This is a genomic window from Yoonia sp. SWMV100 (assembly GCF_056108365.1).
Genome location: NZ_JBWBAQ010000002.1, coordinates 506,009 through 532,116 on the forward strand (window position 1 = coordinate 506,009; position 26,108 = coordinate 532,116).

General features: G+C 56.5%; 28 protein-coding genes and 1 tRNA gene. 15 read left to right on the forward strand and 14 right to left on the reverse strand.

Going from position 1 to position 26,108, the window contains the following annotated elements; translation table 11 throughout:
* Positions 1-33: 33 nt before the first annotated feature.
* Together rpoD and dnaG are read right to left on the reverse strand one after the other, a co-directional pair.
* Positions 34-2,007, reverse strand: a complete 1,974-nt coding sequence (gene rpoD / locus ACXJGX_RS02605; protein ID WP_474778575.1) for an RNA polymerase sigma factor RpoD — start codon at positions 2,005-2,007, stop codon at positions 34-36.
* 128 nt (positions 2,008-2,135) lie between these two features.
* Complete coding sequence (gene dnaG / locus ACXJGX_RS02610; RefSeq protein WP_474778576.1) at positions 2,136-4,103, reverse strand: DNA primase; 1,968 nt, start codon at positions 4,101-4,103, stop codon at positions 2,136-2,138.
* A 379-nt stretch (positions 4,104-4,482) separates the two neighbouring features.
* Between dnaG and ACXJGX_RS02615 the strand changes: the two genes are divergently transcribed.
* From ACXJGX_RS02615 to ACXJGX_RS02625, 3 genes are read left to right on the forward strand one after another with little or no spacing between them, the layout of a single operon-like run.
* A complete protein-coding gene (locus ACXJGX_RS02615; RefSeq protein WP_474778577.1) occupies positions 4,483-5,997 on the forward strand; it encodes a vWA domain-containing protein in 1,515 nt (504 codons plus the stop codon).
* Positions 5,994-6,551 (forward strand): TadE/TadG family type IV pilus assembly protein, encoded by a 558-nt coding sequence (locus tag ACXJGX_RS02620; protein WP_474778578.1) that lies wholly within the window; start codon positions 5,994-5,996, stop codon positions 6,549-6,551. The genes ACXJGX_RS02615 and ACXJGX_RS02620 overlap by 4 nt, the downstream gene beginning before the upstream one ends.
* The gene (locus ACXJGX_RS02625) at positions 6,541-7,128 is read left to right on the forward strand and encodes a TadE/TadG family type IV pilus assembly protein (RefSeq protein ID WP_474778579.1); all 588 of its coding nucleotides are present in this window, start codon (positions 6,541-6,543) and stop codon (positions 7,126-7,128) included. The genes ACXJGX_RS02620 and ACXJGX_RS02625 overlap by 11 nt, the downstream gene beginning before the upstream one ends.
* A gap of 3 nt (positions 7,129-7,131) precedes the next feature.
* On the opposite strand, the gene ACXJGX_RS02630 is transcribed toward ACXJGX_RS02625, so the two are convergent.
* The gene (locus ACXJGX_RS02630) at positions 7,132-7,608 is read right to left on the reverse strand and encodes a hypothetical protein (RefSeq protein ID WP_474778580.1); all 477 of its coding nucleotides are present in this window, start codon (positions 7,606-7,608) and stop codon (positions 7,132-7,134) included.
* 102 nt (positions 7,609-7,710) lie between these two features.
* Between ACXJGX_RS02630 and ACXJGX_RS02635 the strand changes: the two genes are divergently transcribed.
* Both ACXJGX_RS02635 and ACXJGX_RS02640 read left to right on the forward strand, forming a co-directional pair.
* Positions 7,711-7,941, forward strand: a complete 231-nt coding sequence (locus ACXJGX_RS02635; protein ID WP_474778581.1) for a hypothetical protein — start codon at positions 7,711-7,713, stop codon at positions 7,939-7,941.
* Positions 7,942-7,995: 54 nt separating this feature from the next.
* The gene (locus tag ACXJGX_RS02640; RefSeq protein WP_474778582.1) at positions 7,996-9,282 is read left to right on the forward strand and encodes a homoserine dehydrogenase; all 1,287 of its coding nucleotides are present in this window, start codon (positions 7,996-7,998) and stop codon (positions 9,280-9,282) included.
* On the opposite strand, the gene ACXJGX_RS02645 is transcribed toward ACXJGX_RS02640, so the two are convergent.
* Positions 9,283-9,585 (reverse strand): excalibur calcium-binding domain-containing protein, encoded by a 303-nt coding sequence (locus ACXJGX_RS02645; protein ID WP_474778583.1) that lies wholly within the window; start codon positions 9,583-9,585, stop codon positions 9,283-9,285. It lies immediately after the preceding gene.
* A gap of 192 nt (positions 9,586-9,777) precedes the next feature.
* On the opposite strand from ACXJGX_RS02645, the gene glpX reads away from it, so the two are divergent.
* The 6 genes from glpX (at position 9,778) to ACXJGX_RS02675 (ending at position 14,679) form a co-directional block, all read left to right on the forward strand.
* Positions 9,778-10,743 carry a class II fructose-bisphosphatase gene (gene glpX / locus ACXJGX_RS02650; RefSeq protein ID WP_474778584.1) on the forward strand — a complete coding sequence of 322 codons (966 nt, stop codon included), beginning with the start codon at positions 9,778-9,780 and terminating at the stop codon, positions 10,741-10,743.
* Between the two features lie 80 nt (positions 10,744-10,823).
* Positions 10,824-12,584 carry a single-stranded-DNA-specific exonuclease RecJ gene (recJ, locus tag ACXJGX_RS02655; protein WP_474778585.1) on the forward strand — a complete coding sequence of 587 codons (1,761 nt, stop codon included), beginning with the start codon at positions 10,824-10,826 and terminating at the stop codon, positions 12,582-12,584.
* Between the two features lie 87 nt (positions 12,585-12,671).
* Positions 12,672-12,746 (forward strand) — tRNA-Glu (locus ACXJGX_RS02660).
* A gap of 126 nt (positions 12,747-12,872) precedes the next feature.
* Positions 12,873-13,301 (forward strand): VOC family protein, encoded by a 429-nt coding sequence (locus tag ACXJGX_RS02665; RefSeq protein ID WP_474778586.1) that lies wholly within the window; start codon positions 12,873-12,875, stop codon positions 13,299-13,301.
* A 26-nt stretch (positions 13,302-13,327) separates the two neighbouring features.
* Positions 13,328-13,996: a DUF1194 domain-containing protein gene (locus ACXJGX_RS02670; RefSeq protein ID WP_474779172.1), complete on the forward strand. Its 669-nt coding sequence runs from the start codon at positions 13,328-13,330 to the stop codon at positions 13,994-13,996.
* Positions 13,993-14,679 (forward strand): DUF1194 domain-containing protein, encoded by a 687-nt coding sequence (locus ACXJGX_RS02675; protein ID WP_474778587.1) that lies wholly within the window; start codon positions 13,993-13,995, stop codon positions 14,677-14,679. Before ACXJGX_RS02670 ends, ACXJGX_RS02675 begins: the two co-directional genes overlap by 4 nt.
* A gap of 4 nt (positions 14,680-14,683) precedes the next feature.
* Here ACXJGX_RS02675 and ACXJGX_RS02680 read toward each other — a convergent pair whose 3' ends face one another.
* The 3 genes from ACXJGX_RS02680 to ACXJGX_RS02690 form a co-directional block, all read right to left on the reverse strand.
* A complete protein-coding gene (locus tag ACXJGX_RS02680) occupies positions 14,684-15,205 on the reverse strand; it encodes a MarR family winged helix-turn-helix transcriptional regulator (protein WP_474778588.1) in 522 nt (173 codons plus the stop codon).
* Positions 15,206-15,291: 86 nt separating this feature from the next.
* Entirely contained in the window at positions 15,292-15,564 is a 273-nt protein-coding gene (locus ACXJGX_RS02685; RefSeq protein WP_474778589.1) for a succinate dehydrogenase assembly factor 2, read from the reverse strand.
* Entirely contained in the window at positions 15,561-15,956 is a 396-nt protein-coding gene (locus ACXJGX_RS02690) for a helix-turn-helix domain-containing protein (protein WP_474778590.1), read from the reverse strand. Before ACXJGX_RS02690 ends, ACXJGX_RS02685 begins: the two co-directional genes overlap by 4 nt.
* Positions 15,957-16,038: 82 nt before the next feature.
* On the opposite strand from ACXJGX_RS02690, the gene ACXJGX_RS02695 reads away from it, so the two are divergent.
* The gene (locus tag ACXJGX_RS02695) at positions 16,039-17,241 is read left to right on the forward strand and encodes a pyridoxal phosphate-dependent aminotransferase (protein WP_474778591.1); all 1,203 of its coding nucleotides are present in this window, start codon (positions 16,039-16,041) and stop codon (positions 17,239-17,241) included.
* Positions 17,238-17,636: a hypothetical protein gene (locus ACXJGX_RS02700; protein ID WP_474778592.1), complete on the forward strand. Its 399-nt coding sequence runs from the start codon at positions 17,238-17,240 to the stop codon at positions 17,634-17,636. Before ACXJGX_RS02695 ends, ACXJGX_RS02700 begins: the two co-directional genes overlap by 4 nt.
* Here ACXJGX_RS02700 and ACXJGX_RS02705 read toward each other — a convergent pair whose 3' ends face one another.
* The 4 genes from ACXJGX_RS02705 to ACXJGX_RS02720 all read right to left on the reverse strand — a co-directional run bounded on the left by ACXJGX_RS02705 (position 17,637) and on the right by ACXJGX_RS02720 (position 20,310).
* A complete protein-coding gene (locus ACXJGX_RS02705) occupies positions 17,637-18,584 on the reverse strand; it encodes a 2-hydroxyacid dehydrogenase (RefSeq protein WP_474778593.1) in 948 nt (315 codons plus the stop codon).
* Positions 18,581-18,919 carry a tRNA-binding protein gene (locus ACXJGX_RS02710; RefSeq protein ID WP_474778594.1) on the reverse strand — a complete coding sequence of 113 codons (339 nt, stop codon included), beginning with the start codon at positions 18,917-18,919 and terminating at the stop codon, positions 18,581-18,583. The genes ACXJGX_RS02705 and ACXJGX_RS02710 overlap by 4 nt, the downstream gene beginning before the upstream one ends.
* Positions 18,912-19,727: a pyrroline-5-carboxylate reductase gene (proC, locus tag ACXJGX_RS02715; RefSeq protein ID WP_474778595.1), complete on the reverse strand. Its 816-nt coding sequence runs from the start codon at positions 19,725-19,727 to the stop codon at positions 18,912-18,914. Before proC ends, ACXJGX_RS02710 begins: the two co-directional genes overlap by 8 nt.
* A gap of 79 nt (positions 19,728-19,806) precedes the next feature.
* On the reverse strand, positions 19,807-20,310 hold the full coding sequence (locus tag ACXJGX_RS02720; RefSeq protein ID WP_474779174.1) for a type III secretion system chaperone family protein: 504 nt from the start codon (positions 20,308-20,310) through the stop codon (positions 19,807-19,809).
* A gap of 291 nt (positions 20,311-20,601) precedes the next feature.
* Between ACXJGX_RS02720 and ACXJGX_RS02725 the strand changes: the two genes are divergently transcribed.
* Positions 20,602-21,843 (forward strand): hypothetical protein, encoded by a 1,242-nt coding sequence (locus tag ACXJGX_RS02725; protein ID WP_474778596.1) that lies wholly within the window; start codon positions 20,602-20,604, stop codon positions 21,841-21,843.
* A 113-nt stretch (positions 21,844-21,956) separates the two neighbouring features.
* Positions 21,957-22,988 (forward strand): M42 family metallopeptidase, encoded by a 1,032-nt coding sequence (locus ACXJGX_RS02730; protein WP_474778597.1) that lies wholly within the window; start codon positions 21,957-21,959, stop codon positions 22,986-22,988.
* 81 nt (positions 22,989-23,069) lie between these two features.
* On the opposite strand, the gene ACXJGX_RS02735 is transcribed toward ACXJGX_RS02730, so the two are convergent.
* From ACXJGX_RS02735 to ACXJGX_RS02745, 3 genes are all read right to left on the reverse strand, one after another.
* On the reverse strand, positions 23,070-23,885 hold the full coding sequence (locus tag ACXJGX_RS02735) for an outer membrane protein (RefSeq protein ID WP_474778598.1): 816 nt from the start codon (positions 23,883-23,885) through the stop codon (positions 23,070-23,072).
* Positions 23,886-24,081: 196 nt separating this feature from the next.
* Complete coding sequence (locus ACXJGX_RS02740; RefSeq protein WP_474778599.1) at positions 24,082-24,891, reverse strand: hypothetical protein; 810 nt, start codon at positions 24,889-24,891, stop codon at positions 24,082-24,084.
* 930 nt (positions 24,892-25,821) lie between these two features.
* Positions 25,822-26,067, reverse strand: a complete 246-nt coding sequence (locus tag ACXJGX_RS02745) for an accessory factor UbiK family protein (RefSeq protein WP_474778600.1) — start codon at positions 26,065-26,067, stop codon at positions 25,822-25,824.
* Positions 26,068-26,108: the final 41 nt, after the last annotated feature.

Consider the following 26,108-nt stretch of genomic DNA (forward strand, 5'->3'; position numbering starts at 1 on the left):
CCTGAAAATGTTAATCGTTACTATAATTCATACTTACTGATCCAAGAAACTCCGCAGCTTTCTGCTCCGACTTGGGTGCTTCAGCTTCCGCAGCGCTTTTGCTTCGATCTGACGGATACGTTCGCGTGTAACGCTGAACTGTTGGCCGACTTCTTCGAGCGTGTGGTCGGTGTTCATGCCGATCCCGAAACGCATACGCAGCACGCGTTCCTCACGCGGGGTGAGTGACGCCAGCACCCGTGTCGTGGTTTCCTTCAGGTTCTCCTGAATGGCGGAATCCAGCGGCAGGATCGCGTTCTTGTCTTCGATGAAATCGCCAAGCTGCGAATCTTCCTCGTCGCCGATTGGCGTTTCCAAGGAAATCGGCTCTTTGGCGATTTTCATGACCTTGCGAACTTTTTCCAAAGGCATTTGCAGCTTCTCTGCCAATTCCTCTGGTGTGGGTTCGCGGCCAATTTCGTGCAGCATCTGGCGGCCAGTGCGGACCAATTTGTTGATCGTTTCGATCATATGCACCGGAATACGGATCGTGCGCGCCTGATCCGCGATGGACCGGGTGATCGCCTGACGGATCCACCATGTGGCATAGGTCGAGAATTTATAACCGCGGCGGTATTCGAATTTATCGACCGCCTTCATCAGGCCGATGTTCCCTTCCTGAATCAAATCCAAGAATTGCAAACCACGGTTGGTGTATTTCTTCGCGATCGAGATCACCAAACGCAGGTTGGCTTCGACCATTTCTTTTTTGGCTTGGCGGGCTTCTTTTTCACCCTTTTGCACCTGCTGCACTATGCGGCGGAATTCGGTAATATCCACACCAACGTACTGGCCGACCTGGGCCATATCATCGCGCAGTTCTTCAATCTTGTCGGTCGATTTTTCGACCAGCATCTGCCAGCCACGGCCCGATTTTTCGGCCATATCTTCCAGCCAATGCGGGTCCAATTCACGGCCACGGTACGCATCGACAAATTCACGGCGGTTAATGCGGGCTTGGTCAGCCAGCTTCACCATCGCACTGTCAATCGACATGATCCGGCGGTTGATGCCGTACAATTGGTCAATCAGCGCGTCGATCCGGTTGGTGTGCAGGTGAAGCGAATTCACCAGTTCCACAATTTCCGACCGCAGCTTTTGGTATTTCTTTTCGTCTTTGTCCGAGAACGAAGAATCCTCGTTCAGCGTGGCCGACATCCGCGCGTCTTGCATGTCCGACAATTTCGAGAAATCGCGTGCGATGACTTCCAGCGTTTCCAGAACCCGCGGCTTTAGCGCGGCTTCCATCGCAGCCAGCGACATGTTGGCATGATCTTCGTCATCGTCATCGTCGTCTTTGGAAATCGGGTTGCCGTCGGCATCCAGCTCTTGCGCACTTTCAGACTTTTCGCCGGTCGGCGTCACAGAGGTAACAACCGCCTCTTCATCGCCGTCCAACTGATTGCCGAACGTGGTTTCCAGATCGATCACATCGCGCAGCAAAATGTCTTCGGACAGCAATTCGTCGCGCCAGATGGTGATCGCCTGAAAGGTCAGCGGGCTTTCGCAAAGCCCGAGGATCATCGTGTTGCGACCCGCCTCGATGCGTTTCGCGATCGCGATTTCACCTTCACGCGACAGCAGTTCAACGCTGCCCATCTCGCGCAGGTACATCCGCACAGGGTCATCGGTGCGGTCCAGCTTTTCAGCTTCGGCACCGCCCAGAATCACATCGCGTGACCCGGAAATTGTCGCGACATCTGTGCCGCCCTGATTGTCGTCAGTTTCTTCTGACTCTTCTTCTTCGGTGACCTGAATACCCATTTCGGACAGCATCGACATCACGTCTTCGATTTGGTCAGACGACACTTGTTCAGGCGGCAGGACAGCGTTTAGCTGGTCGTAGGTGATATAGCCCCGCTCGCGCGCGTCGGCGATCATGCGTTTGACCGCCGCTTGGCTCATATCAAGGCTGATATCGCCGTCTTGGTCGCTATTCTTCTGATCGTCGTTGTCTTTCGCAGCCATCAAAGGGCCCTTTCAAAGTCATCGTTTCAGTGCCGAAGTGATTCGGCCGATTCGGTTAGCGTCGAATCAACCCTGCATCGCCGTGATTCGCAAGCAGGTCATGCCGTGTTTTCGCACTGTGTTGCCATTCATGATTTAGGTTTCCCCCCAGGTTTGGCAAAGATTATCTGATCTAACAGGTGGTCCAGCGCGTTTTGCTCGTCTTTTTTCATCCGTGCGCCGTTTTTGGCAACGGCGTATTCCGCTTTATCTTCGTTGTCGCCGCGCCCTGCACGGTCCAGTGCGGCGGTTGACTGCGCCAAACGCCATGTCAAACCTTCGTCGGCAATGCCGCTTAGGTCTTCGACGGCATCCTGAATTTCGCGGGCATGACCGCGACGCGCCGCCAATTTCGCAAACTCCTCTGCCAGACACAGGCGCGCCAGCTCTGCATCGCCACGCCGACGAATGGCGGGGCTGATTGCCACATGGTTCTGGTTCATCAATGTTTCAAGGGCATAGGGTCCAAATTCGTGATCAATGACAGCGCCTAAATTGTCGGTCCCGATGTGGCGCAGGATGCACGCTTGCAGATCCCGGTGCGCCGGGTCGCGACAGTCCATCTGCGACAACGGTCCTTCGAATTCAGCGGCAATCGCCGGCGCGGTCACCAAAGTCGCCAGAATCACGGCCTCGCGCAGGTGGTCTTCGTGCGCGACACCGGCGCCCAATGCGGACGCTTTGCTGGTTGCAACGGGGCTTATGTCACGCTTCCAAGCAGCCTGATTTCCCGGCGACCATTTCCGCGCGGCCCCTTTCCCCGCAGGACGGCTGCGCGTGTTGAACAAGCCCCAGCGCAATTCCTTGATCGCGTCGCCATAGTGCGCGCGCACCGAGGGGTCGGCGATAGATTTTATTTTTTCGCGCAGTACCTTATCCAACCCGGCCCGGCGTTCGGGACTGTCGAAAACCTTGCCTTCGGTTTCACGACGCCACAGCAGTTGCACCATCGGGACAGCTTGATCGATCAGCTTTTGCATCGCGCCGGCGCCTTGCGATTTGATCAGATCGTCGGGGTCCATGCCGTCGGGCATCAAGGCGAACCGCAAAGACTGTCCAGCGGCCAGCAATGGCAGGGCAATATCTATCACGCGCATCGCGGCGCGCAGGCCCGCCGTATCGCCATCCAGCGCGATGATGGGTTCAGGCGCAATGCGCCACAACATTTGCAACTGATTTTCTGTAATCGCCGTGCCCAATGGCGCGACAGTGGCGGCGAAACCGGCCTCGGATAGGGCGATCACATCCATATACCCTTCGGCCACGATCAGCGCATTGCCCTTTCCCGCAGCCTCGCGGGCGGGTCCGTGGTTGAACAGACTACGCCCCTTATCAAACAGGGGCGTTTCGGGCGAATTATAGTATTTTGCGGGGTGGTTCGGGTCCATTGCGCGGCCACCAAAGCCGATAGCGCGCCCGCGCGCATCGCGGATCGGAAACATGATGCGACCGCGGAAACGATCATAGGGGGATCCGCCTCGGTCGCTTTTCGCGGCAAGTCCGGCTTCGATCACCAGATCGGCCGCAATCCCTTTGCCGGTCAGGTGCGCAAAAACCCCACCATGATCTGGGGCAAACCCGATATCCCAGCGCGCCTGCGCCTCGGCGGACAAGCCACGCCGCATCAGATACTCTCGCGCTGCAGCTGCAGCGCCGGTCTGCAACTGTAAACGATGGTACTGCACCGCCTGCTCCATCACGTCGATAAGCTGCGTGCGCACATCCGCCTTTTGCTGCGCTTCGGGGTCGCGTTCCGGCATTGGCATTCCGGCTTCGCCCGCAAGAATACGCACCGCCTCCATAAAATCCACATTCTCGGTTTCGCGCACGAACGATATGGCGTCTCCTTTGGCGTGACACCCAAAGCAGTAATAAAACCCTTTGCGGTCATCGACATGGAAGCTCGCGGACTTTTCTTGGTGAAACGGACAGGGCGCCCAAAGATCGCCCTTACCGGGATTCGATTTCCGGCTGTCCCACATTACCTTACGGCCGACCACCTGCCCCAAGGACAGGCGCGTGCGCAGTTCGTCAAGGAATCCGGGGGGTAAGCTCATGACGCCTTTTATCACCCAGCGACGCGCAAAGGCCAATGCTGATTATGCAAACAGCATCCGCGATTTTACACTGCAATGTCCGACGCACCTGTGGTCAAAACGAATCGGAACGCCATGTTTGTAAGAAATTTTTCACGATTTTCATGGTTTACAAACGCTCGTTGCGGCGAAATTTCGCCCACTTTCGGCACGGCACAATACCCAATATTGAAACAATAAATTAAAAATATGCGTATTGTATCAATGATTCAGGCGCTCGTCGCGCATCACGCGCATTGATGCCTAAATTTGGCCACGCAAAAAGAAGACAATTATTAATCGTTATGTGAAGCCATCATTCTACGGTACAAAACTCGATGACACTGCCCCGAGGATTATCATGCAACTGACACACACACCCAAGACACGTTTTCAAAGCGCCACAAGATCGCGCGCTGCGTTCATAAAGCGGTTTGCAAAAGACGAGGATGGCAGCATCATCATCATGTCGTTGCTGCTGCTGGTGTCCATGCTGATTATCGGCGGCATGGCGGTTGATTTCATGCACTTCGAAGCAGAGCGCGCAGAACTGCAAAGCGTGTCCGATCGTGCGGTGCTTGCGGCAGCTGAGCTTGGTCAAGAAATCGACCCTGCCGATGTGGTCATCGACTACTTTGAAAAAGCGGGATACGGCGGTGCGATTGTCGGCGCACCCGTGGTGAACAGCTCCATTTCGTCGCGGTCGGTGCGCGTCAACTCGCGCGTAGACATGAACACATTCTTCCTCAAATTGATCAATATCGACCAGCTGACGGCGCCCGCTGCTGCGGGTGCGATCGAAGGCGTGGGTGAAATTGAAATCTCGCTCGTGCTTGATGTCTCGGGATCAATGAGGGAAAACGTTTGGGTTAATGGCCAGCAGAAAACACGTATTTCACTGCTTAAAACCGCGGCATCAAACTTTATTGATGAAGTTTTGACAGCAGATACGCGTGATCGGGTTTCAGTGAACCTTGTGATGTATTCTGCACACGTGAACGTCGGGAACGACATTTTCAACCGCATGCGCGTGAATGTCGATACCGCGACTAGTTATGGCGGTACTTTCAGAAATCCGTCACGCTGTATCGACTTTATTACAACTGAATATAATACAACCGCGCTCAACACGACGCGGTCGTATCAGCAGGTAGAGACGGTTGATCTTATCACTGACCAATACACCCCGAATCCAAATTCTGCGCGTCAGATATGTCCTTCGGCCTCTCAAAACGGGATCATCGCGCTGTCGCAGGACGCAGACCAATTGAAAGCAGCGATCAATTCGCTGCAGCCTCTGACAAACACTTCGATCTTCATGGGCATGAAATGGGGAACCGCACTTCTTGATCCATCGACACGCTCTTTGCTGGGGACCGGCGTATCGAGCGTGGATCCGGTTTTTGCCGGGGTCCGTCCATATGATTTCGCCTCAGGAACCAGCACAAGCGAAGCCCAAGCGTTGAAGTACGTCGTGCTTATGACCGATGGTGAAAACGTCCCGCAGCCCCGTATGCGCCGTAATCGCTATGACACCTACAGTGAAATGAATGGCTACTTAAACTACAGTTACCTATACTGGCTCTACAATAGAGCCACGAGCACAGAAAGGTCGGGCATCTACACATGGGATGATATTGCGCCAGTCACTTACACCAATGACGAGGCTGATATCTGGCTGGATGCAAACTGCACAGCCGCCAAAGACGAAGGTATCCGGGTTTTCACGATCGCAATGGGTGCGACAACACGCGGGAATACGGCAATGGATAAATGTGCGACGCAGGGCGATTACTATGCAACCCAAGGTGCCGCACTGAACGAAATCTTTGAAGACATCGCCAAACAGATCACTGATCTACGGTTGAACCTATGAAACAGACACTTAAATCTGCACTACACCGCTTTCGTTCGGACGAAAGCGGTGTCGTCACAGTCCAGTTCGTCATCATTTTCCCAGTGTTTTTTTTCTTCTTTCTGATGACATACGAACATGGCGTGATTGCAGTACGAAATGTCATGCTGGAACGGGGCGTTGATGTCGCGGTACGCGATGTGCGCATCGGAACAATGGAAAACCCGACGGGCGAACTTTTACGACAGCGTATTTGCGAAGTTGCTGGCATCATTCCTGACTGCGAAAATCAGATGCAGATCGAAATGGACGTGCGCGACCCCCGCAATTGGGTAGCGATCCCATCGCAAGTGAATTGTATTGACCGCAGCGTGACCGAAAGACCAGTAGTCAAGTTCGTCACGGGCGGGAGCAATCGACTGGTTTACATTCGCGCTTGCGTCCGTATTAATCCGATGCTGCCAACAACGGGCATCGGAAAAGCGATCGTCGATAACGGAAACGCAGTGTCTGGCGGCTCTTATGCTCTCGTTGCGTCCTCGGCTTATGTTGTGGAACCAACCGATGAAGAATAACTACTTCAGACGCTTTCGTGACGCAGAGGATGGCACAGCAGCGGTCGAATTGGTGCTTGTGGTCCCAATTCTCGTTTGGGCATTGTTGTCCACGGTCGTCTACTTTGACCTTTTCAAAGCTAAATCGATGAGCGTGCGTGCGGGACTAACCATCGCTGATATGTTCAGCCGCGAACAGCGTATCGACAACAGTTTTATTAACGGTGCGCAAAGCCTGCTATCGGTGCTTGCGCTGCCAGATGGAACCCCCGATTTGCGCGTCACTTATTATCGCTATGATGACGACGACAAAAAATACTACGTTGTATGGTCAAAAACACGTGGGACCGCCTTTCCTGCCCATACAAATGCAACACTTGATCTGGTTTCAGACCGCTTGCCCATTCTCGCTGACAGGGATCGCACATTTCTCGTCGAGACCAAAACAGCGTACAGCGCGCCTTTTTCCATTGGCATTGGACCATTCGTGCAAACAAACTTTGAGGACGTCGATTTTGATACCTTTACGTTTATTAGACCACGCTTCAGCCAGCGAATTTGCTTTGAGGAAGATAACGGAAGCGAAGTCTGCGACTAAGCCTCAATAAACAATCCGCAGCGCAATTTGCTCTGCCATGAATTTGGCCTGACCAGCAGAGGTCACGCCACCGACACCAACCCGGCGACCCAAGCGCCACCACAGCCCCGGTGCCCAAGCACGGGGCTGTTTGGTTTTTAACACCAAGGTAAATCCGTTGGATGGTTTGAACGCAAACGCACCGCGTTCCACCTGCGCAACATCAGACAGCAGTGCAAGAACGGCGCCTGTATCATCACGCAATTCAGTCGCGGTTAATTCCAGAACCCGCACCGTGGCGCGGCGCATCGCCTCGGCCAGCACCAGCATTGCGCACCCGAACACCAGCATCACAATCAACCAAAGTACCGCAGGTGGACGCACGAGCGCGGTATAAATCACCAGCGCGCCCAATCCGCCAATGACCCCAAAAGCAAAGATCCGGCGCACCGACGATGCCTGAACTGTGGCATAAACGCCGTCTTCATCTGGTTGAAACATATCCGCCCCTTTGGTTCGCTGCTTCTGACCTATCGCAGACGTCACAGTTTGCATAGCCAGCTGTCTTGCTCTTTGTGCGAAGCGGTGCATAAGCTGTCCATCATGCGATTGACCCCGATTATCCTTTTCGTTCTTGCGGCCTGCGCCGATATTCCGGCGCTTGACGGCACCATTTCGGATGCAGCACGTAACGCGCCCTACCCTATTTTGACGCCAATTCCCCAATTGCCCCCCGTCACCCCCATCGCCAACGATGCGATGGCCCGGCGGATCGCCGCGTTGCAGGCCCGTGCAACGGCGCTTCGTCAGATCGACATCGCCGCGTTGCAGTAGACCCGTCAATTCGCTAGTACGCTGATAAGACTCACAGCACGGATGGACCCCAGAATGACGACACCTTTACGCCTTGGAATTGCGGGTCTGGGCACCGTCGGCGTGGGCATTGTGAAAATTGTGCAAAAACATGCCGCCGTTCTAGAGGCGCGCGCCGGCCGGCCCATCGTGATCAGCGCGGTTTCGGCCCGATCCAAGACGAAAAACCGCGATGTTGATCTGTCGTCCTATGACTGGGAAGACGACCCTGTCGTTCTCGCCGGGCGCAGCGACGTCGATGTCTTCATCGAGGTGATGGGCGGCCATGAAGGCCCCGCCAAAAACGCGACCGAAGCCGCGATTGCCGCTGGCAAAGATGTGGTGACGGCCAATAAGGCGCTGCTGGCGATCCATGGTCAGGCACTGGCCGAATCTGCCGAAGCCAACGGTCAGGTGATCCGCTTTGAGGCCGCCGTGGCCGGTGGCATTCCCGTCGTCAAAGCCTTGACAGAAGGCTTGTCGGGCAACGAAATCACCCGCGTCATGGGGGTCATGAACGGCAGCTGCAATTACATCCTGACCCGCATGGAAGATGCCGGTCTCAGTTACGAGGCGGTTTTTGACGAGGCCAACCAGCTTGGCTATCTGGAGGCTGATCCGCAGTTGGACGTGGGCGGCATTGATGCGGGGCATAAACTGGCGCTGCTGGCTGCAATCGCGTTTGGCACCCAAGTCGACTTTGACGCCGTCGACCTTGAAGGGATCGGCGCTGTGACGATCGACGATATCCGTCAGGCCGCCGATATGGGTTATAAAATCAAACTGCTGGGCGTGGCGCAATTGACCGGGCGTGGGCTGGAACAGCGGATGTCGCCTTGTCTGGTGCCGGATCGTTCACCGCTGGGGCAGTTGCAAGGCGGCACCAATATGGTCGTACTTGAAGGCGATTCTGTGGGCCAAATCGTGCTGCGCGGCGCCGGCGCGGGCGAAGGGCCCACCGCAAGCGCGGTGATGGCAGATGTGATGGACATCGCGCGCGGCCTACGGATTTCGACCTTTGGACAGCCCGCAAAAACACTGCGCAAAGCCCGTGCCGCCAAGGCCGCCGTTTCCGCACCGTTCTATTTGCGCCTGCAACTGATCGACAAACCCGGCGCATTGGCCAAAGTCGCACATGCCTTGGGCGAAGCAGGGATTTCGATCGACCGGATGCGTCAATACGACCACGACAACACCACAGCACCCGTTCTGATCGTGACCCACAAAACCACGCGCACCGCGCTTGACGACGCAATGGCCGACTTTCAAAAAACCGGTGTCGTGGCGGGCGAACCTGTCGCAATCCGGATCGAAGCCGTCTGATCAGCTTTCGCAGGCAATGCCGTCGTTATCCCGATCTAGATGCGCGCCATAGCCATAGCTGCCGCGTGTGATATTGCGATACCCTGCATTGCGGGCGGTAGTGCAATTGCGAAACGAAAATCCCGCTGCTTGCGCGGTTGCCGCACGCGAGGATGTGGCGCGGTGGCAGTGGTAACTGCCGTTACTGCGTTGATTGTGGCAGCCTTCGCTATTGAGCCCACCACCGTGGGCCAAGGCGGGCGCCGAAAACGTCAACGATAAAAGCACCGCGAGCCCCGCGGCGCATGTTTTGTAAAATGACATGTCAAAAAACCTTAATATTTTGTTAATACATTTCAACTGGTGGATGAGCCTAACAACATCAAGTCAATTCGTGCGTCATTCCGCCTATCTTATGGTTTTTCCACCAGTTTCTGCGCGCCCTTTAGCGCAAACAGGGTTGCGACGGCTTGGCCGACAGGATTTACCGCTGTTAACAGATCAAAGGACGACCTGATGCCCAAACCACTCGACTTTAACGACCGTGCGCTGTCACTGGGCCTAGCCCGTGTTTCCGAAGCTGCCGCCATCGCCTGCACGCCGCTCATCGGGCGGGGTGATGAAAAAGCCGCCGATCAGGCCGCCGTCGACGCCATGCGTACCCAGCTGAACAAACTCGACATCGCGGGGGTGGTGGTGATTGGCGAAGGTGAACGCGACGAAGCGCCGATGTTGTTCATCGGCGAAGAGGTGGGCACCGGCAATGGCCCCGGGGTTGATATTGCGCTTGATCCGCTTGAAGGCACGACACTGACAGCGAAAGACATGCCCAACGCATTGGCAGTGATTGCCATGGGACCGCGCGGATCAATGCTGCATGCACCCGACGTCTATATGGACAAACTGGCCATCGGTCCGGGCTATGCACCCGGTGTTGTGACGCTGGATATGTCACCGGCAGAACGGGTTGCCGCGCTGGCCAAAGCTAAAGGATGCACTGCGCGCGACATCACCCTGTGCGTGCTTGAACGCCCCCGCCACGAAGACATGATTGCCGAATTACGCAGCACCGGTGCGGCCATCCGACTAATCACGGACGGCGACGTTGCGGGCGTCATGCACTGCGCCGAACCGGGCCTGACGGGGATTGATATGTACATGGGATCGGGCGGCGCACCCGAAGGTGTTTTGGCGGCAGCCGCGCTTAAATGTATGGGGGGTCAGATCATGGGCCGTCTGGTGTTTCGCAACGATGATGAACGTGGCCGCGCAACCAAAGCTGGCATCACGGATTTTGACCGCATTTATAACCGCGACGACATGGTGACAGCCGATGTGATTTTTGCGGCAACTGGCGTGACAGACGGATCGCTGGTCAGCGGCATCAAACGAGAAGTGGGCTATGTCACCGCCGAGACGATTCTGATGCGGTCAAAAACGGGGTCTGTCCGTCGGATGATTTACCGCAACCCCACCGCGTGACGCGCCTCCGGCGGGAGTATTTTGACCAAAGCGAGGATAGGGCGTAGCACCGGCTGCGCCCTTTCTTTATGTCTAGGCCTATGACCCAGACACATCCCAAAGCATTTTTGAATGTCATCGCCTCTGCCAATGGTCGCCGCTGGATCGGACCGTCCGCCGAAGACGACCGCCTGTCCGAGGCGCTGGCCCAAGTGAGCGGCCTGCCCCTCCCGATATGCCGCATTCTGGCGCGCCGCGGCGTGGCGCCAACAGACGCGGCCGCCTTTTTATCCCCGACCCTGCGCGATCTGCTGCCCGATCCGCGCAGCCTGCGTGACATGGAAAAAGCCGCGACCCGGTTTCTGGACGCCACACGGCGCCGCGAACGGATCGCAATTTTTGCAGATTACGATGTCGATGGCGGCACGTCTGCTGCGCTGCTGATCGACTGGCTGCGCCAAATTGGCCACGAGGCAACGCTGTACATTCCCGACCGCATCGACGAGGGCTACGGCCCCAATGACGAGGCGATGGCGATGCTGGCCGCCAATCACGACCTGATTGTCTGCGTCGACTGCGGAACACTGTCGCATGGCCCGATAGCTGCCGCACAGGGGGCAGATGTCGTGGTGCTGGATCACCACCTTGGCGGCGAAACCCTGCCTGACGCTGTGGCCGTGGTGAACCCCAACCGCCAAGACGAAAGCGGAGATCTGGCGCATCTGTGCGCCGCGGGCGTCGTGTTTTTGATGTTGGTCGAGGCGAACCGCCAGTTGCGCGCGGGGGGCACCAAAGGCCCTGATATGATGACGATGCTTGATTTGGTGGCGCTGGCCACCATCGCGGATGTTGCGCCCTTGACGGGGGTGAACCGGGCGTTTGTGCGCCAAGGTCTTACCGTCATGGCGCGCCGGGAACGTATCGGTCTGACTGCGCTTGCCGATGTGGCGGGGCTGGATCAGGCGCCCAGCAGCTATCATCTTGGGTTTTTGCTGGGTCCGCGCGTCAATGCGGGCGGGCGCATCGGGCAGGCCGATCTGGGCGCGCGCCTGTTGGCAACCACTGACCGGCACGAAGCTGCAGCAATGGCCGCGAAGCTGGACCAGCTTAACACCGAGCGCCGCGAAATTGAGGCGCGGGTGCGCGATCTGGCCATGGACCAAGCCATCGAACGCGGCCTGGACGGCCCGCTGGTCTGGGCCGCAGGCGAAGGCTGGCATCCTGGTGTGGTCGGCATTGTTGCGTCACGTCTGAAAGAAGCCACCAATCGACCTGCTGTCGTGATCGGCCTTTATGGCGATACTGGCAAGGGATCCGGGCGGTCGGTGTCCGGTGTTGATCTGGGCGCCGCGATACAACGTTTGGCCACGGACGGGCTGCTGATCAAGGGTGGCGGTCACAAAATGGCCGCTGGCCTGACCGTCGCGCGCGACCAGCTTGAACCCGCAATGGCGCGGCTGGGTGAATTGCTGGCGAAACAAGGTGCGGGGGATCTGGGGCCTGCGGATCTCCAGCTTGACGGGATTTTGATGCCGGGGGCGGCCACGGTCGCGCTGATCACACAGATCGAGCAAGCCGGACCGTTTGGCGCGGGCGCCCCTGCCCCACGTTTTGCATTTCCGGACTGCCAGATTCTGTTCGCCAAGCAGGTTGGCGCCAACCACCTGAAAGTCACGTTCGGCGATGGCCTGGGTGCGCGGATTGACGCCATTTGCTTTGGTGGGATGGATGGGCCGTTGGGGCCGCTGCTGATGGCACACAACGGCGCACGGTTTCATCTGGCAGGTCGGCTCGAGATCAACACATGGCAAGGTCGGCAGTCCGTCCAACTGCGTCTGGACGACGCGGCACCCGCCAGCTGAAAAAAAATCTGCGCAAAAACAAAAAAGTTTGAAAAACCCCCTTGCGCCCCCCCGTAGGTTTTTCTAAAAGCACCCCACACCAAGTGCGGTCCCTTCGTCTATCGGTTAGGACGTCAGGTTTTCAACCTGAAAAGAGGGGTTCAACTCCCCTAGGGACTGCCATTGGTGTGATTTCCCGGATGACTGACTTTTCAATGCGATAAGATCACAAAATGGTCTTTGGGCATTTCCCTCTGTCGTCTGACGCACTAGGTTTCCCTTAATCCAAAATACAAAGGAACCCTTGCGATGGCTTTGCGATATCTACACACAATGGTGCGCGTCAAAGATTTGGAAAAATCCATGGCGTTTTTTGCGCTGCTTGGTCTGAAAGAAACCCGGCGGATCGACAACGAGGATGGGCGATTCTCTTTGATCTTCATGGCCGCTGAAGGCCAAGAAGAATGCCCCGTCGAATTGACCTATAATTGGGATGGCGACGATGGCTTACCGTCTGATGGCCGCCACTTTGGCCACCTCGCTTATGCGGTCGACAATATTTACGACACGTGCCAGCTGCTGATGGACAATGGCGTGACAATCAACCGCCCGCCGCGCGATGGCCATATGGCCTTTGTCCGGTCACCCGATAACATCTCGATCGAGCTATTGCAGGCAGGCGAAAGCCTGCCGTCCGCAGAGCCGTGGGCGAGCATGCAAAACACAGGGCATTGGTAAAAACCGCCGTTATCGCCGGGCTTTGCATGTTTGCAAGCCCGGCAAATGCCTGTCGCCTTGCGCTGGTGCTGGCGGTGGATGTATCGTCGTCGGTCGACGCGGCAGAGGATCGGTTGCAGCGCACAGGTTTGGCGCGCGCACTGATCGCTCCCGACGTCCAAGCCGCATTTTTCGCAAGCCCCGAACCCGTCGCGCTTTTTGTGTTTGAATGGAGCGGGCGATACAATCAGGACGATCTGGTGCCGTGGACGTTGGTCAATTCCGCCGACGATTTGCAACGTGTCGCAGCGACAGTTTTACAAAGCACCCGTCGCCACGATGATTTTCCCACTGCGATGGGGTACGCGTTGGGGCATGCCGCCGTGCGCCTGACCGACATGCCGCACTGCCTGTTTCATAAGATCGACATTGCTGGTGACGGGATCAACAACGAAGGTTTCGGCCCGCAGGATGCCTACCGCGCCTTTCCGTTTCAGGGTGTGACCGTCAACGGGCTTGTCGTGCAAGACTTTGGCGGCGAAGATGGAATCAGCCCCCTACAGTTCTATCGTGATCAGGTGATCCGTGGGCCGGGTGCTTTTGTGGAAACGGCCAATGGATTCGCCGACTATGAAACTGCGATGCGACGCAAACTCATCCGCGAAGTCGCGGTCCAAGTCATTGGCGGCACCCTTGCTGTGGACCAGCCGGGATGATCCGCGCGGTCATTTTTCTGATGTGCTTGCCACACATGGCCGATGCCGCCTGTCGGCAGGCTCTTGCCCTAGGACTTGATGTATCAGGGTCGGTGGACACTGTTGAATATCGCCAGCAGTTGGACGGCGTCGCGGCTGCACTGCAAAGCGAGGCCGTGCAGGATGTGTTGTTCATGCATCCAGGCGCACCGATCACCGTCGCGATCTATGAATGGAGCGGACCAGAGGACCAGTCGGTGATTCTGCCGTGGACCGCACTGTCCGACCCTGCCGCCCTGCACGCAGCCGTTGCGCAACTACAGGCACATCAACGTCAACCCGCGGCCCCCACAACCGCAATCGGGTCAGCGATGCTCGCAGGATTTGTCCTGCTCGACCAGCAGCCGACCTGCTGGAAACGCACGCTGGATCTGTCGGGGGATGGGCGCGCGAACACCGGACCCCGCCCCCAAGATATCGCCCCGCATTTTTTACCGCCGGGCGTTGTTGTTAACGGGTTGGTCATCGACGGGACCACAGATGTGGAACTCACGACATATTATAAATCCTACGTGGTACGTGGCCCCGGTGCCTTTGTCGAAACAGCCACAGGATTCGCGGATTATGCGCAAGCAATGGAACGCAAATTGCTGCGCGAACTCGAAAGCATGGTGATGGGGGCGGCTGACATTCCTGCGCACTAACGGATCAGTAGATATAGCGAATTTGTTCTGTCCAATACCGTTCCACGCGGCGCAATGATGCCGTGATATGTTCCAACCCGTCGTGGTCAAGCACACCGCGATCCACCAGACCATCCGCGTGCCCTAAGAAAAGTTTGGTGACGATCTGCCGCACATTGCGCCCTTTTTCCGACAGGCGGACGCGGACAGAGCGGCGGTCAATCTCACTGCGTTCGTGGTGCATATAGCCCAGATCGACCAGTTTTTTCAGGTTATACGATACGTTCGATCCCTGATAATACCCCCGCGTTTTAAGTTCGCCGGCGGTGACCTCGTGATCACCGACATTGAACAGCAGCAACGCTTGCACGGCGTTGATCTCTAAAATACCGACGCGTTCAAATTCGTCTTTGATGACATCCAGCAACAGCCGATGCAGCCGTTCAACCAACGTCAGGGCGTCAAGGTAAGTCGCCATAAAACTGGCGCTACGCGCCGCCGCGTGGCCAGTCGTTGCCGGCGCATCGATACCTTTGTGAATGCTCATTTCTTACTCCGTCTTCAGCGTAAAAACCCTGCTAAAGTGAAATAAAAAACATTCAGTTAAACGATAAAATTGATCGAATATTGGCGCTATCCGGGCTTGGTGACCCCATGCGCCCCGGCGGCGATCTGCGCGATCAGGCTGGCATATTGGTCAGGCACAGCAAACTGTCCCCCCACCCAGCCATAAATATCGTGGTCATTTTCCGCAAGCAAACCATCATATAGCCGCAGCGCATCATCCGACATTGTCGCTAAATGCTTGCCTGCATAGGCGGACAAAATCAGGTCCATTTCTTTGATTCCGCGTCGCATCGACCGCATCTGCATCCGTTTGATCATATTTTCGCGGGTTTCGGTCATTGTGCATCTTTCATGGCAAGCCGCAGGCGTTTTTCCAACTGGCCCAACTTTTTTCCGGATTGGGTGATCTGTGTCCGCAAAAGCCGCATTTCCGCCAAAAGATCAAGCATATCTCCTGACAAAGCACCGGCCTCGTCTGGGCCTTCGGGACCATCCCCTTCGCCCATCATGAGCCAACTCAGCGATACGCCCAAGATGCCCGACAGCATTTGCAACCGATTGGCGCGTGGTTCGCGAACATCATTTTCCCACGCTGTAATGACCGATGATTTCACACCGATCCGGTCGGCCAAGGTTTTCGTATCCAGACCTGCCGCTTCGCGTGCGCCAGCCAGACGGTCACCAAAGGTTGCCGCAGATTCATCATACCATCCGGTCTGTGTCTCGGTCATGTGCGCGTTCCTTATTGATTGTACTCTTGGATTAACTCATCCTATGACATGCATAGGCAAAATTTACCACCGGATGACCAATATGACTTTCCTTTCTGCGACACTTGCACGCGTGAAACCCTCTCCGACGATCGCTGTGACCACCAAAGCGGCGGAACTAAAGGCCGCAGGGCGGGACGTCATCGGCCTTGGTGCCGGGGAGCCCGATTTTGACACCCCGCAAAACATCAAAGACGCGGCGATTGCGGCGATTCACGCCGGTAAAACCAAATACACCGCAGTTGATGGCATCCCCGAGCTGAAGCAAGCGATCTGCGATAAATTCGCGCGCGAAAATGACCTGACATACACGTCTTCCCAAGTCACCGTTGGCACTGGCGGCAAACAGGTGCTGTATAACGCCTTTGTTGCCACCCTGAACCCCGGTGACGAGGTGATCATCCCGGCCCCTTATTGGGTCAGCTACCCCGATATGGTGCTGCTTGCGGGTGGCACACCTGTCACGGTCGCCGCCTCGCTTGAAAGCAACTTCAAAATCACCGCGGCCCAGCTAGAGGCGGCGATTACCCCAAAAACCAAATGGTTTTTGTTCAACTCGCCTTCCAACCCCACCGGGGCTGGATATGCGTGGGATGAACTCAAGGAACTGACTGATGTTTTGCTGCGTCATCCCCATGTGTGGGTGATGACCGACGATATGTACGAACATCTGGCGTACGACGATTTCAAATTCTGCACCCCCGCGCAGGTTGAACCAAAGCTGTATGATCGCACCCTGACCGTCAACGGCGTCTCGAAGGCCTATGCCATGACCGGCTGGCGGATTGGGTATGCGGCAGGGCCGGTGCCGCTGATCAAGGCGATGGGCAAGGTTCAGTCGCAGTCCACATCAAACCCCTGTTCCGTCAGCCAGTACGCAGCACTCGAGGCACTAAACGGCACCCAGGATTTCCTTGCCCCGAACAACGAGATGTTCGTGCGCCGCCGTGATCTGGTGGTTGCGATGCTGAATGAGGCCCCCGGCATTGTCTGCCCCAAACCCGAAGGCGCATTCTATGTCTATCCGTCGATCGCAGGCTGCATCGGCAAAACATCCGCCGCAGGGGCGCTGATCGACAACGACGAAACCTTTGCCACAGCCCTTCTCGAAGAAACGGGTGTCGCCGTTGTTTTCGGCGCCGCCTTTGGCCTCTCGCCAAATTTTCGGGTCAGCTATGCGACCGCCGATTCCGCGCTCAAAGAGGCGTGCGCACGCATTCAGACATTCTGCAAAGGCCTGAAATGAACGAACTGCCCGAATACTTCTTTCGCGTGCGTGAAAACGGTGCTGTTGCCTTTCGGATTGATACCGAGAACCGGCAGCGCCGGATCGAGATGGAGCAGATTGCGATCATCAACACCAACCGGGGCGACTTTAAAGCCCACGGAAGCTATGAACTGACGGGCAAAGACAGCACAGCCATTCAAAACTGGCTTGATGACCGCATGAAAATGCTGGCACAGCGGCAAATCGATGACATCCACCGCGCCATTGATCATATGAATATGACAGCGCAGTGGGTGCAATCCAAAGCCAGCGACGATGACCTTGATCAGGTCACCGAAGGGTTATTGCTTGCGATGCACGATCTGCGCAGCGCACTTGTGCGCAAAAAGGCAGACCGCGTCAAAAAAGACTAGTTAAACAGCCTGCGGCAGCGGGCGGCCTTCGTCCCAGGCGATGATATTCTCAAGCGCCATCTGGCCCATTTGTTCGCGCACCTCAAGCGCGGCAGTCCCAAGATGGGGCAGCAGCACCACATTTTCCATCGCGCGAAACGCGTCTGGCACAACGGGCTCTTTCACGAATACATCAAGACCCGCACCCGCAATCTGCCCGGACTGCAGCGCCGCAATCAGCGCGTCTTCGTCGACGACATCACCACGGGCAATGTTCACGAAAATCCCCGTGGGTTTCATCGCCGCCAAAGCAGCAGCATTAATCAGGTTGGTATTGCTGCCGCCGCCGGGCACGGTCACCACCACGATATCCGCCTGCGACATCAGGGCATCCAACGTCTCAACCTGCCGCGCAGGAACATCGACCTCTTTTTGCGAGCGGTTGAAATAGATCACAGGCATCTCAAAACCATAGTGGCAGCGGCGGGCTACGGCCTGCCCGATTCGGCCCATGCCGACAATGCCCACACGTTTTCCGGTAACATGCGTACCCAACATATGCGTCGGCCCCCAACCATGCCATTTGTCGGCGCGGACAAGGCGTTCACCTTCGCCCGCACGACGGCAGGCCGACAGGATCAACGTCATGCCAATGTCAGCGGTGGCATCTGTCACCACATCAGGGGTGTTTGACACGACAACGCCCGCCGCTTTGGCGGCATCCGCGTCAATGTGGTTATAGCCGACGCCAAAATTAGCCAGCACGCCGCAACGCATATCGCCCGCAAAAGCTTCGGCGATAAACCCGTCGCCCAGCGTGGTCATGATCGCATCATAGCTGGCCAGCGCTTCGGCTGCCTCGGCCACAGTCAAACCGACCGCCGTATCACGCACGGTCACATCATAACGTTCACGCGCAGCCGCGACATTCGCGTCCGGAAACGCCCGCGTCATCAAGAGTTTTTTCAATGTAGTCTTCCTCCCACGGGGACCGTCTGATCGGGACCGACCAAAACAACCTCACCATTGTCATCCGGCATGCCCAGAACGAGGACTTCGGACATGAATTTACCGATCTGGCGGGGTGGAAAATTCACCACCGCCAGCACCTGTTTGCCGATCAGGCGTTCAGGCGCGTAATGTGTCGTGATCTGGGCTGACGTCTTTTTTTCGCCAATCTCATCGCCAAAATCGATCCACAATTTGATCGCAGGCTTGCGCGCCTCTGGGTATGGTTCGGCACGCAATATTGTGCCGACACGCACGTCAACTTTTAGAAAATCATCAAAGCTGATATCACTCATTCGCCAGCTCGCGCGCGCGCTTGGCAGCGGCCGCCACAGCACGGCCCAGCAGCGCCGGGAAACCGTTTTCCTTGTCCATCAACACCTCTAGCGCGGCTTGGGTGGTGCCATTGGGCGACGTGACATTGATGCGCAACTGTGTCGGGTCTTCGTCCGCTGTCTCGGCCAATTCGCCAGCACCGCCGACGGTGGCCTTTGCCAGCTCCATCGCCATTTCAGCGGGCAACCCTTCGGCCACACCTGCGGCAGCCAAGGCTTCAATCAGATGAAACACATAGGCTGGGCCCGAACCCGATACGGCCGTGACCGCATCCATTTGATCTTCGCTGTCCAGACGGACCGTTGTGCCAATCGACCACAGCAACCCTTCTGCCAAATCCATATCGGAAGCCGAGGTTTTGGCGTTTCCAACCAGCGCCGTAATACCACGGCCAATCGCTGCGGGGGTATTTGGCATCGCGCGCACAATCGGGGTCTGATCCCCCAGCAACGCCTCGAATGTGCGGATCGGGGTACCCGCCGCAACCGAAATCACCAGCGTGGTCCCGTTGCCCAGCGCTTTTACATTCGGCAAGGCTGCCGCCATCATCTGCGGCTTTACCGCGACCAGCATAATCGCGGGGTCTTCGGGCAGGTCGGCGCCAATATGGACGCCCTGTAACTTCAGCCATTCCGACGGATGCGGGTCGATCACCCAAACTGACGTGGCCGGCAATCCATTGCGCAGCCACCCCGCCAGCATCGCCGAACCCATCTTGCCGCAACCCACAAGAACAAGGCCGCGCTTCGCAACATCATTCATATCCATTTATATGCACCTTCTAAAACTGATGGTACAAGGCTACGCAAAGACGGCCTTGGTTAAAACCCTCTTTGCACTATATTTTTCAGGCCCGGCCGTAGGCCCCGCCAATGGCAACTTGCACCGCATCCGCAGGTGTGCGGCCCGCCCATGTGACCAGCTGAATGGCAGGGTAGTATTGTTCACATGCAGCCACGGCCGCATTGATCATCGCATCGATCTGATCCGGGCTTGCCATCTGATCCCCGGCCAACAGCAAACCATAACGATAGACCATCAGTTTTTGTTCGTCCCACCACGTGAATGACCCCGCCCAGCAACGGTCGTTAATGGTGTTCAGCGCCTCATACAGCGCCGGGCGACGGTCAACCGGAGGCTCCATTTCATAGGTGCAAATCAGGCGCAGGGTTTCGTCATAGGCGGACCATGCCAAGGTCACACAATAGCTGCGCCACTGGCCTTCGACGACCATAGCGATCTGATCATCGTGTATCCGGTCAAATTCCCAATCGTGATGTTCTGCAATATGTTCCACCAGATCGATGGGGTGAATTTCGTCCGCGTCAAGATAATGCTCTGACAATGCCATAGGCTCGGCCTCACTGTTTGGCGCAGGGGTCATGGCAGTGCCCAAGCGCTAGGTGCCTGCTCTAGGGAGGGTGTTGTTCACCTTTATCCCCTACCACATATCGTTGCAGTGGATTCACTTTCTGTAAAGCAATTTTTCGGGGATAACTCGGGACTTGCGCCGATTTCTTGTGGATAGATTTGCATCCTAAGTACTTTGTGTGCGTCACTGCACCGACCACAGCCGCGCCCACTTTTACAAATTATCAACACCACCCGGCTAAACACTGCCTGAAACAAAGGTGCACCCGCCATGCGTCAAACCGCGATATTTGATCCGAAACGGCAAAAGCAAAGTGCGCAGAACAACACAAACCAAAGCCAATTCAACAGGGCAGCAAACCAAAGCCCGGTCGTCGGTCGCCTTTGCGTACTGCAACAACAGGCAAACAGCGCACCAACCGTCCAAAGACAGATCAAAATCCAAGGCGATGCGCGTAAATTCGACAGCTTCCATGGTATGGCGACACGCGACCTGATCGAAGAAATAATGTTGCAGCCCCACAATCTTGCGCGCGGGTGGATCAACGGCGTGCGGACCATGGCGGCAGACACCCAAAGCGACGGTTCGCCGCTTGTTCACACGTATGCAAACATGTCGGACCTGATTGTGGCGCTGCAGGGGCTTTACCCCCAAATTGAAACCGCAGGCCCCTACGACCGGCCCAATTTTTCCGCCGGCGCGTATTTTCTCGCCAAGGTGGTGGCGTCCCTGAGCAGAGGACAGGATTTAACAGGGCTCGCGTTGGGGGACAACGATCTGGCGCTGCCACACCGGATGTCGTTTCGCGATATTCGGGAAAGCACCAGAAACTTTTTAAACGGCACCGAAACCCAAGGCGATCTGACGCGGTGGACTGACAGGCTTATTCAAGCCACATTGGACCGCATCGCGATGAGCACGGATAAATTCGGACAAATTGCAGCACGTCTAAGTGCGATAGGGCCTGCAGCACCGGAAGCCGTCGGCCTGGGTAGCATCATGGCGCACAAAAGCGACTATTTGGCCAAGGCGCAGGCGTCCGTGGCATTTGCCAGGCAAAGCCGGGTAGCACTGACCGCAGCTGTCGCAAGTCAGAACGATGCCGCAAAGACAGCCACGCTCAAAATTTTTCTCAGGGCATTCAACGAAATCCACGGCAATATTCCCGACGTCGGTCAGCATGTCGCCATTAACATCCCCGTCAGCAGCGCAGGGCATGCGCATTTCCTTGCGCCCGCGGCGGCCAATGCACCGCCGCCACCTTCGCCGGGAACAAAGGCGCTGCTGGCACAATCGCCGCACCGCATCCCCGACGGCATCGCGACAACAAGCGACGGAAAATACATCGTCGGCCCACAAGGTCAAATGATGGACAAACTTGACCTTGGACCAAGCGAAAGAGCGGCAGCGAACGCTATCGGGTTCAAAAAAAGCAGCGTCACCCCGGCATCAAAATCCCTCGATTCAGCGTCGCGTGCCAGTGCAGGCCAATTTGACCCAAGTCACCTTTAGGCCCGTAACAAAATGGCAGATCACGGCGATCATTGTCGCGATCCGCGACAGGCAAAGCTGGTTGCAAATCCTGATCATGGCGATCAATCTGCCGCCAAAACAGGAGCAACCTTATGAACACCGACCTACTCAAACGTCTTTGCGAAATGCCCGGTGTCCCCGGTAACGAACACCGGGTCCGCGACCTGATCTCGTCTGAAATTGACGGCCTGTTTGACGAAATTTCGGTCGATCCGATGGGGTCGATTTTGTGTAAACGCAATGCAACAGGCCCTGATCCGCTGAAGATCATGCTGCTGTGTCATATGGATGAAATTGGATTTCTGGTCAGCCACATCGACAAAGACGGCTATCTGTATCTACAGCCTGTTGGCGGCTTTGACCCGCGCAACCTGTTTTCACGGCGCGTGTTGGTGTGCACCGATAACGGTGACTACAAGGGCGTGATGAACCCAGGCGGCAAGCCGATCCATATCTCCAGCCCTGAAGACCGCAAGAAAATCCCCGAAGTCGGCGAATTTTTCGTTGATCTGGGCATGGGCGCAAAGGCCCGCGATGTTGTCAAAGTCGGCGATTTCGTGGTGATGGACGAACCATTCCTCGAAATCGGCGATAAATTCGTGTCCAAAGCGCTGGACAATCGCGTGGCCTGCTGGCTTGGCATCGAAACCATCCGGCAACTGGGTGACAAAGGTCGCAACGCAGAAATCCACGTTGCCTTCACTTGTCAGGAAGAGGTCGGTTTGCGCGGTGCGCGTACGGCCGCCTATGCGATCAAACCTGACATCGGCTTGGGCATTGACACAACATTGGCCTGCGACACCCCCGGCATCCCCGAAAAAGACGCCACAACCCAGCAAGGCAAAGGGTTCGGCCTGCACGTGCGCGACAGCTCTTTTATTGCCGACCGGGCGTTGGTCGCCGAAATCGAAGCGCTCGCGATCAAAAAGGGCATCCCGTACCAGCGGACCATGTTGGCGGCAGGTGGCCAAGACGGGGCCGCCGCACAACAAGCCGCCGCAGGCGCACGCGCTGTCGGGATCGTGGTGGGCACCCGTTATATCCATACCGTCACTGAAATGGTCGCAAAGTCCGACCTGCAGGCCGCGTTGGATATTCTGGTTGCATACCTGAGCGAATTTTAAGGCAACACACCTGTCCCAACTTGGGATGTGGCCAAGACTTTGCCGGGCAATGACCATGCCCGGCAGAAACCACCGTCCAGATCAATACCGTTTCAGGGGTATCCTGATACCGACGGCGATCACGGTCTGTTCGAAATCGAACGTCAGGGGCGTTACGGGCTCGGATGTTCCGCTACCCGCTAAGGGCACCGCGCCTCCCGAGGCCGATCCAAAATCATAGTAGCGCACCGAGGCTTCGACAATAACGGGCCACTCTCCCGGTTTGGTCACCTGATAAGACAGGCCCGCGCCCGCCGACCACGCAAGAGATGAAGTTTTATCGCCAGAAAATGTGCGCGATGCCTGTGTTGCGGTTGGGTTCACGCGCGTCCAGTCCCCGACCGTGTTGCGCGCGACACCCAATCCGGCAGAAACAAAAGGTTGCAACGGCGAATTTGAACCGCGCTCCTCTAGGGGTGCATAGAACACATGTGCCATCAACCCTGTCGTACTGACCGATGCGGACCCGATATCTGCATGACTATCGCAAGACGTGCCGTTTGATGCGCTGCTGCAAAGGCCGCTGAGGTCACTTGTGCCCGTTGCAACCAGACCGACGTCCGCCCGAAACCCGTTTTGCCAATCGAAGCCAAAAGCGACCACCCCCGACGACACGTCGTCGCCCGACAAATCGAACTGCACTTCGGGGTCGGCGTCATAGCCCGGCGGCTGCCAGTATCCTCCAGTCAAAGACGTGCGGCCATATCCTAATTCGGTTCTTAAGTAAGGTCCGTAGGTGACGCTGGCAACGCGGGTCTGGAAACCGCTTTGGCTGCCCTGCGCTGCCGCCATATTCGCTAGTCCGGCCGCCGCAACGATCTGTAGTGCGGTCAACCCCAGTTTGGTCGTCTTATTCATGTCTGTCCCCGTATAATTTGAACGTGGGTACGTCCCGCCCCACGCGACCAGACAGGGCTGCTAAACTGCGCCTGTCCAAGCCGCGTACATTGATCGGGCAGAACGTCCCTGTCAGAAAGATATTTGGTGCAATGATAATTGCGGTGTCGAAACACGGCCCCGCCATCGGGGCGAGGCAGTGCATTTGCCCTTGTGATCAACCGTGCCCCGCCAGAACGGCAACACGTACCGCTTCGGCGTCAGCCGCCAACGTTGCAGGATCAACGAGAATGTGGGTCGGAAGACCCTCGCCAAGGATCGTCAAGATTGCGACCGCAGTGTCTTCGGTGATCACAAGCGTCTTGTCCGATGCCACCCCCAGAAAAACGGCCAGCAATTTGCTGTAGTCACTGTCATTCACGCCGCTCAACGTGGTCTGACCGTCCTCAAGGATATCTTTGAACAACGCGAGGTTCTGTAGCGGCGAGTCGTAGATCGAAATGGTGTCCCAGTTCATTGAAAGATCGTAAATGATCTCATCCATGGATTGGTTATAAAACGACACCATCTCGGGCGTTAAGGTTGCGCCGGCTTCAGCAAGGGCGCGGTCCAAAACCTGATCAGGCGACCGCGCAACACTCAGACGGCCAAGCTCGACCTCGGGAATACCTTCCTGTGCCCATGCAGGCTTTCCGCCTTGGTTGTCATTGTCACGGGGTGACCCCGCCTGCGGACCGTTCGAATCGGAATCGTCGTCAGGGCCGCCCTGCCCGGCGCCGTCGCCGCCCTGATTACCTTGCCCCGATTGCGCCCCATGCGCGCCCTCACCTTGGCCACCTTGTCCTTGACCACCTGCACCTTGCGACCCTTGTCCTTGCCCACCCTCACTTTCGTGACCATCGTCGCCTGCGTGGTCGTCTTGCGCCCAAGCAACCGATACAAAGCCGCTTTGCTCCATGCTGGCCACGCCCAATGTGGCGACAAGAGCAAGTGTACTAACGGTTGCAAAATGTGTGATAATTTTCATGTCATTCTCCAATTTCCCTTCGGAGAACTGTAGTTCGGCGCACGCATGAAACATTGACGTATATCAATGTTTGCATCTAAATCAGACGATTTTTCAGCGGTGCCGACGCTGGCGTTTCGCCTTTTGGCGACTGCCAAAGTAATACCTGCGCGCGTCGTCATCGACGCGTACCGAACGCATCACCGTCGGCGACCCTAACGGGCGAGCTGCGCGAAATCACGATCGAATGCGTGGTGCTTACCTGACAGGAAGATATCTCTGCGAACAATTGGATTTGCTAGCGCTCCAACCCCCAAATTGCGATATGGGATCAGCCTGCGTAAGGCGGGATAGGCATCGTCTGCTTCACGGCTAACAGCCTCAAGCGGGCTTGCCCCAGCGTCTTTTCACGCACGATTGTAGCCATTTCAGAATGAATATGGTGAATTTTCTGCACACACACCAAATTGCTTCCAATTGTTATGCCCGCCTGCCTGTTAAGGAGTAGGCTCGCTACCCGCTTCGTGTATACACGCGGCCATCATCGCAAAATTCACAAGCCCGGTTGTTTTGAGCGAAACAATGGACCCAATCTCTGACATTTTTAGGAAAAACCCGGAACGGGTAGCGCGCCTGCCCGAATGGCATTGACCAAACGCCGCAATGAAAAGCGACCTCAATTTGATTTTGAAGCCGCTCGGCGAGGTCTGGCAACAGATCGTGCTACCTCATGCGCGGACCGCACCGGTCGATTATCGGTTGGGTAGAATGCAACACACGCATCCACATATCACGGTCGCTTTGAAAAATCGAAGCCACCGCGAGTTCCGCGCTGGGTGGGTATCAACGCATTTTATGCGATAAATTACCCAAACCTCACGGCGGTTTCCCTGCGTCATGGATATCCAAAAACGCAGGACCCGCAGACCACGCTGCGCAATAAACGCTTGTTTAGGCCGACTTCGCCTCAAGCGCTGCGATCCGTGCGGACAGGGATTCGTTTTCTTCGCGGGCCTTTTGCGCCATGGCCCGCACGGCGTCGAATTCTTCGCGTGTGACCAGATCACGGTCGGCCAGCCAGCGGTCCATCATCGACGACATTGCATTTCCGGCTTCGTCTTTTGCGCCTTGTGCCACGCCCATGGCGTTGGTCATCAGCTGGCTCAGGTCGTCAAAAATCTTGTTCTTGGTCTGCATGGGGTTCTCCATTCTTGGCTTTCTTATATATGGGCTGTGAC

Excerpts from the sequence above, each read along its gene's own strand:
- ACXJGX_RS02710 (WP_474778594.1), bottom strand. The coding sequence starts at position 18,919 with ATGAGTGATATCAGCTTTGATGATTTTCTAAAAGTTGACGTGCGTGTC.
- ACXJGX_RS02695 (WP_474778591.1), top strand. The coding sequence starts at position 16,039 with ATGACTTTCCTTTCTGCGACACTTGCACGCGTGAAACCCTCTCCGACG.
- ACXJGX_RS02680 (WP_474778588.1), bottom strand. The coding sequence starts at position 15,205 with ATGAGCATTCACAAAGGTATCGATGCGCCGGCAACGACTGGCCACGCG.
- ACXJGX_RS02745 (WP_474778600.1), bottom strand. The coding sequence starts at position 26,067 with ATGCAGACCAAGAACAAGATTTTTGACGACCTGAGCCAGCTGATGACC.
- dnaG (WP_474778576.1), bottom strand. The coding sequence starts at position 4,103 with ATGAGCTTACCCCCCGGATTCCTTGACGAACTGCGCACGCGCCTGTCC.
- ACXJGX_RS02615 (WP_474778577.1), top strand. The coding sequence starts at position 4,483 with ATGCAACTGACACACACACCCAAGACACGTTTTCAAAGCGCCACAAGA.
- ACXJGX_RS02630 (WP_474778580.1), bottom strand. The coding sequence starts at position 7,608 with ATGTTTCAACCAGATGAAGACGGCGTTTATGCCACAGTTCAGGCATCG.
- ACXJGX_RS02620 (WP_474778578.1), top strand. The coding sequence starts at position 5,994 with ATGAAACAGACACTTAAATCTGCACTACACCGCTTTCGTTCGGACGAA.
- rpoD (WP_474778575.1), bottom strand. The coding sequence starts at position 2,007 with ATGGCTGCGAAAGACAACGACGATCAGAAGAATAGCGACCAAGACGGC.
- ACXJGX_RS02735 (WP_474778598.1), bottom strand. The coding sequence starts at position 23,885 with ATGAATAAGACGACCAAACTGGGGTTGACCGCACTACAGATCGTTGCG.
- ACXJGX_RS02725 (WP_474778596.1), top strand. The coding sequence starts at position 20,602 with ATGCGTCAAACCGCGATATTTGATCCGAAACGGCAAAAGCAAAGTGCG.
- ACXJGX_RS02670 (WP_474779172.1), top strand. The coding sequence starts at position 13,328 with ATGTTTGCAAGCCCGGCAAATGCCTGTCGCCTTGCGCTGGTGCTGGCG.
- ACXJGX_RS02635 (WP_474778581.1), top strand. The coding sequence starts at position 7,711 with ATGCGATTGACCCCGATTATCCTTTTCGTTCTTGCGGCCTGCGCCGAT.
- glpX (WP_474778584.1), top strand. The coding sequence starts at position 9,778 with ATGCCCAAACCACTCGACTTTAACGACCGTGCGCTGTCACTGGGCCTA.
- ACXJGX_RS02720 (WP_474779174.1), bottom strand. The coding sequence starts at position 20,310 with ATGGCATTGTCAGAGCATTATCTTGACGCGGACGAAATTCACCCCATC.
- ACXJGX_RS02740 (WP_474778599.1), bottom strand. The coding sequence starts at position 24,891 with ATGAAAATTATCACACATTTTGCAACCGTTAGTACACTTGCTCTTGTC.
- ACXJGX_RS02700 (WP_474778592.1), top strand. The coding sequence starts at position 17,238 with ATGAACGAACTGCCCGAATACTTCTTTCGCGTGCGTGAAAACGGTGCT.
- ACXJGX_RS02625 (WP_474778579.1), top strand. The coding sequence starts at position 6,541 with ATGAAGAATAACTACTTCAGACGCTTTCGTGACGCAGAGGATGGCACA.
- ACXJGX_RS02685 (WP_474778589.1), bottom strand. The coding sequence starts at position 15,564 with ATGACCGAAACCCGCGAAAATATGATCAAACGGATGCAGATGCGGTCG.
- proC (WP_474778595.1), bottom strand. The coding sequence starts at position 19,727 with ATGGATATGAATGATGTTGCGAAGCGCGGCCTTGTTCTTGTGGGTTGC.
- ACXJGX_RS02665 (WP_474778586.1), top strand. The coding sequence starts at position 12,873 with ATGGCTTTGCGATATCTACACACAATGGTGCGCGTCAAAGATTTGGAA.
- recJ (WP_474778585.1), top strand. The coding sequence starts at position 10,824 with ATGACCCAGACACATCCCAAAGCATTTTTGAATGTCATCGCCTCTGCC.
- ACXJGX_RS02675 (WP_474778587.1), top strand. The coding sequence starts at position 13,993 with ATGATCCGCGCGGTCATTTTTCTGATGTGCTTGCCACACATGGCCGAT.
- ACXJGX_RS02730 (WP_474778597.1), top strand. The coding sequence starts at position 21,957 with ATGAACACCGACCTACTCAAACGTCTTTGCGAAATGCCCGGTGTCCCC.
- ACXJGX_RS02640 (WP_474778582.1), top strand. The coding sequence starts at position 7,996 with ATGACGACACCTTTACGCCTTGGAATTGCGGGTCTGGGCACCGTCGGC.
- ACXJGX_RS02645 (WP_474778583.1), bottom strand. The coding sequence starts at position 9,585 with ATGTCATTTTACAAAACATGCGCCGCGGGGCTCGCGGTGCTTTTATCG.
- ACXJGX_RS02690 (WP_474778590.1), bottom strand. The coding sequence starts at position 15,956 with ATGACCGAGACACAGACCGGATGGTATGATGAATCTGCGGCAACCTTT.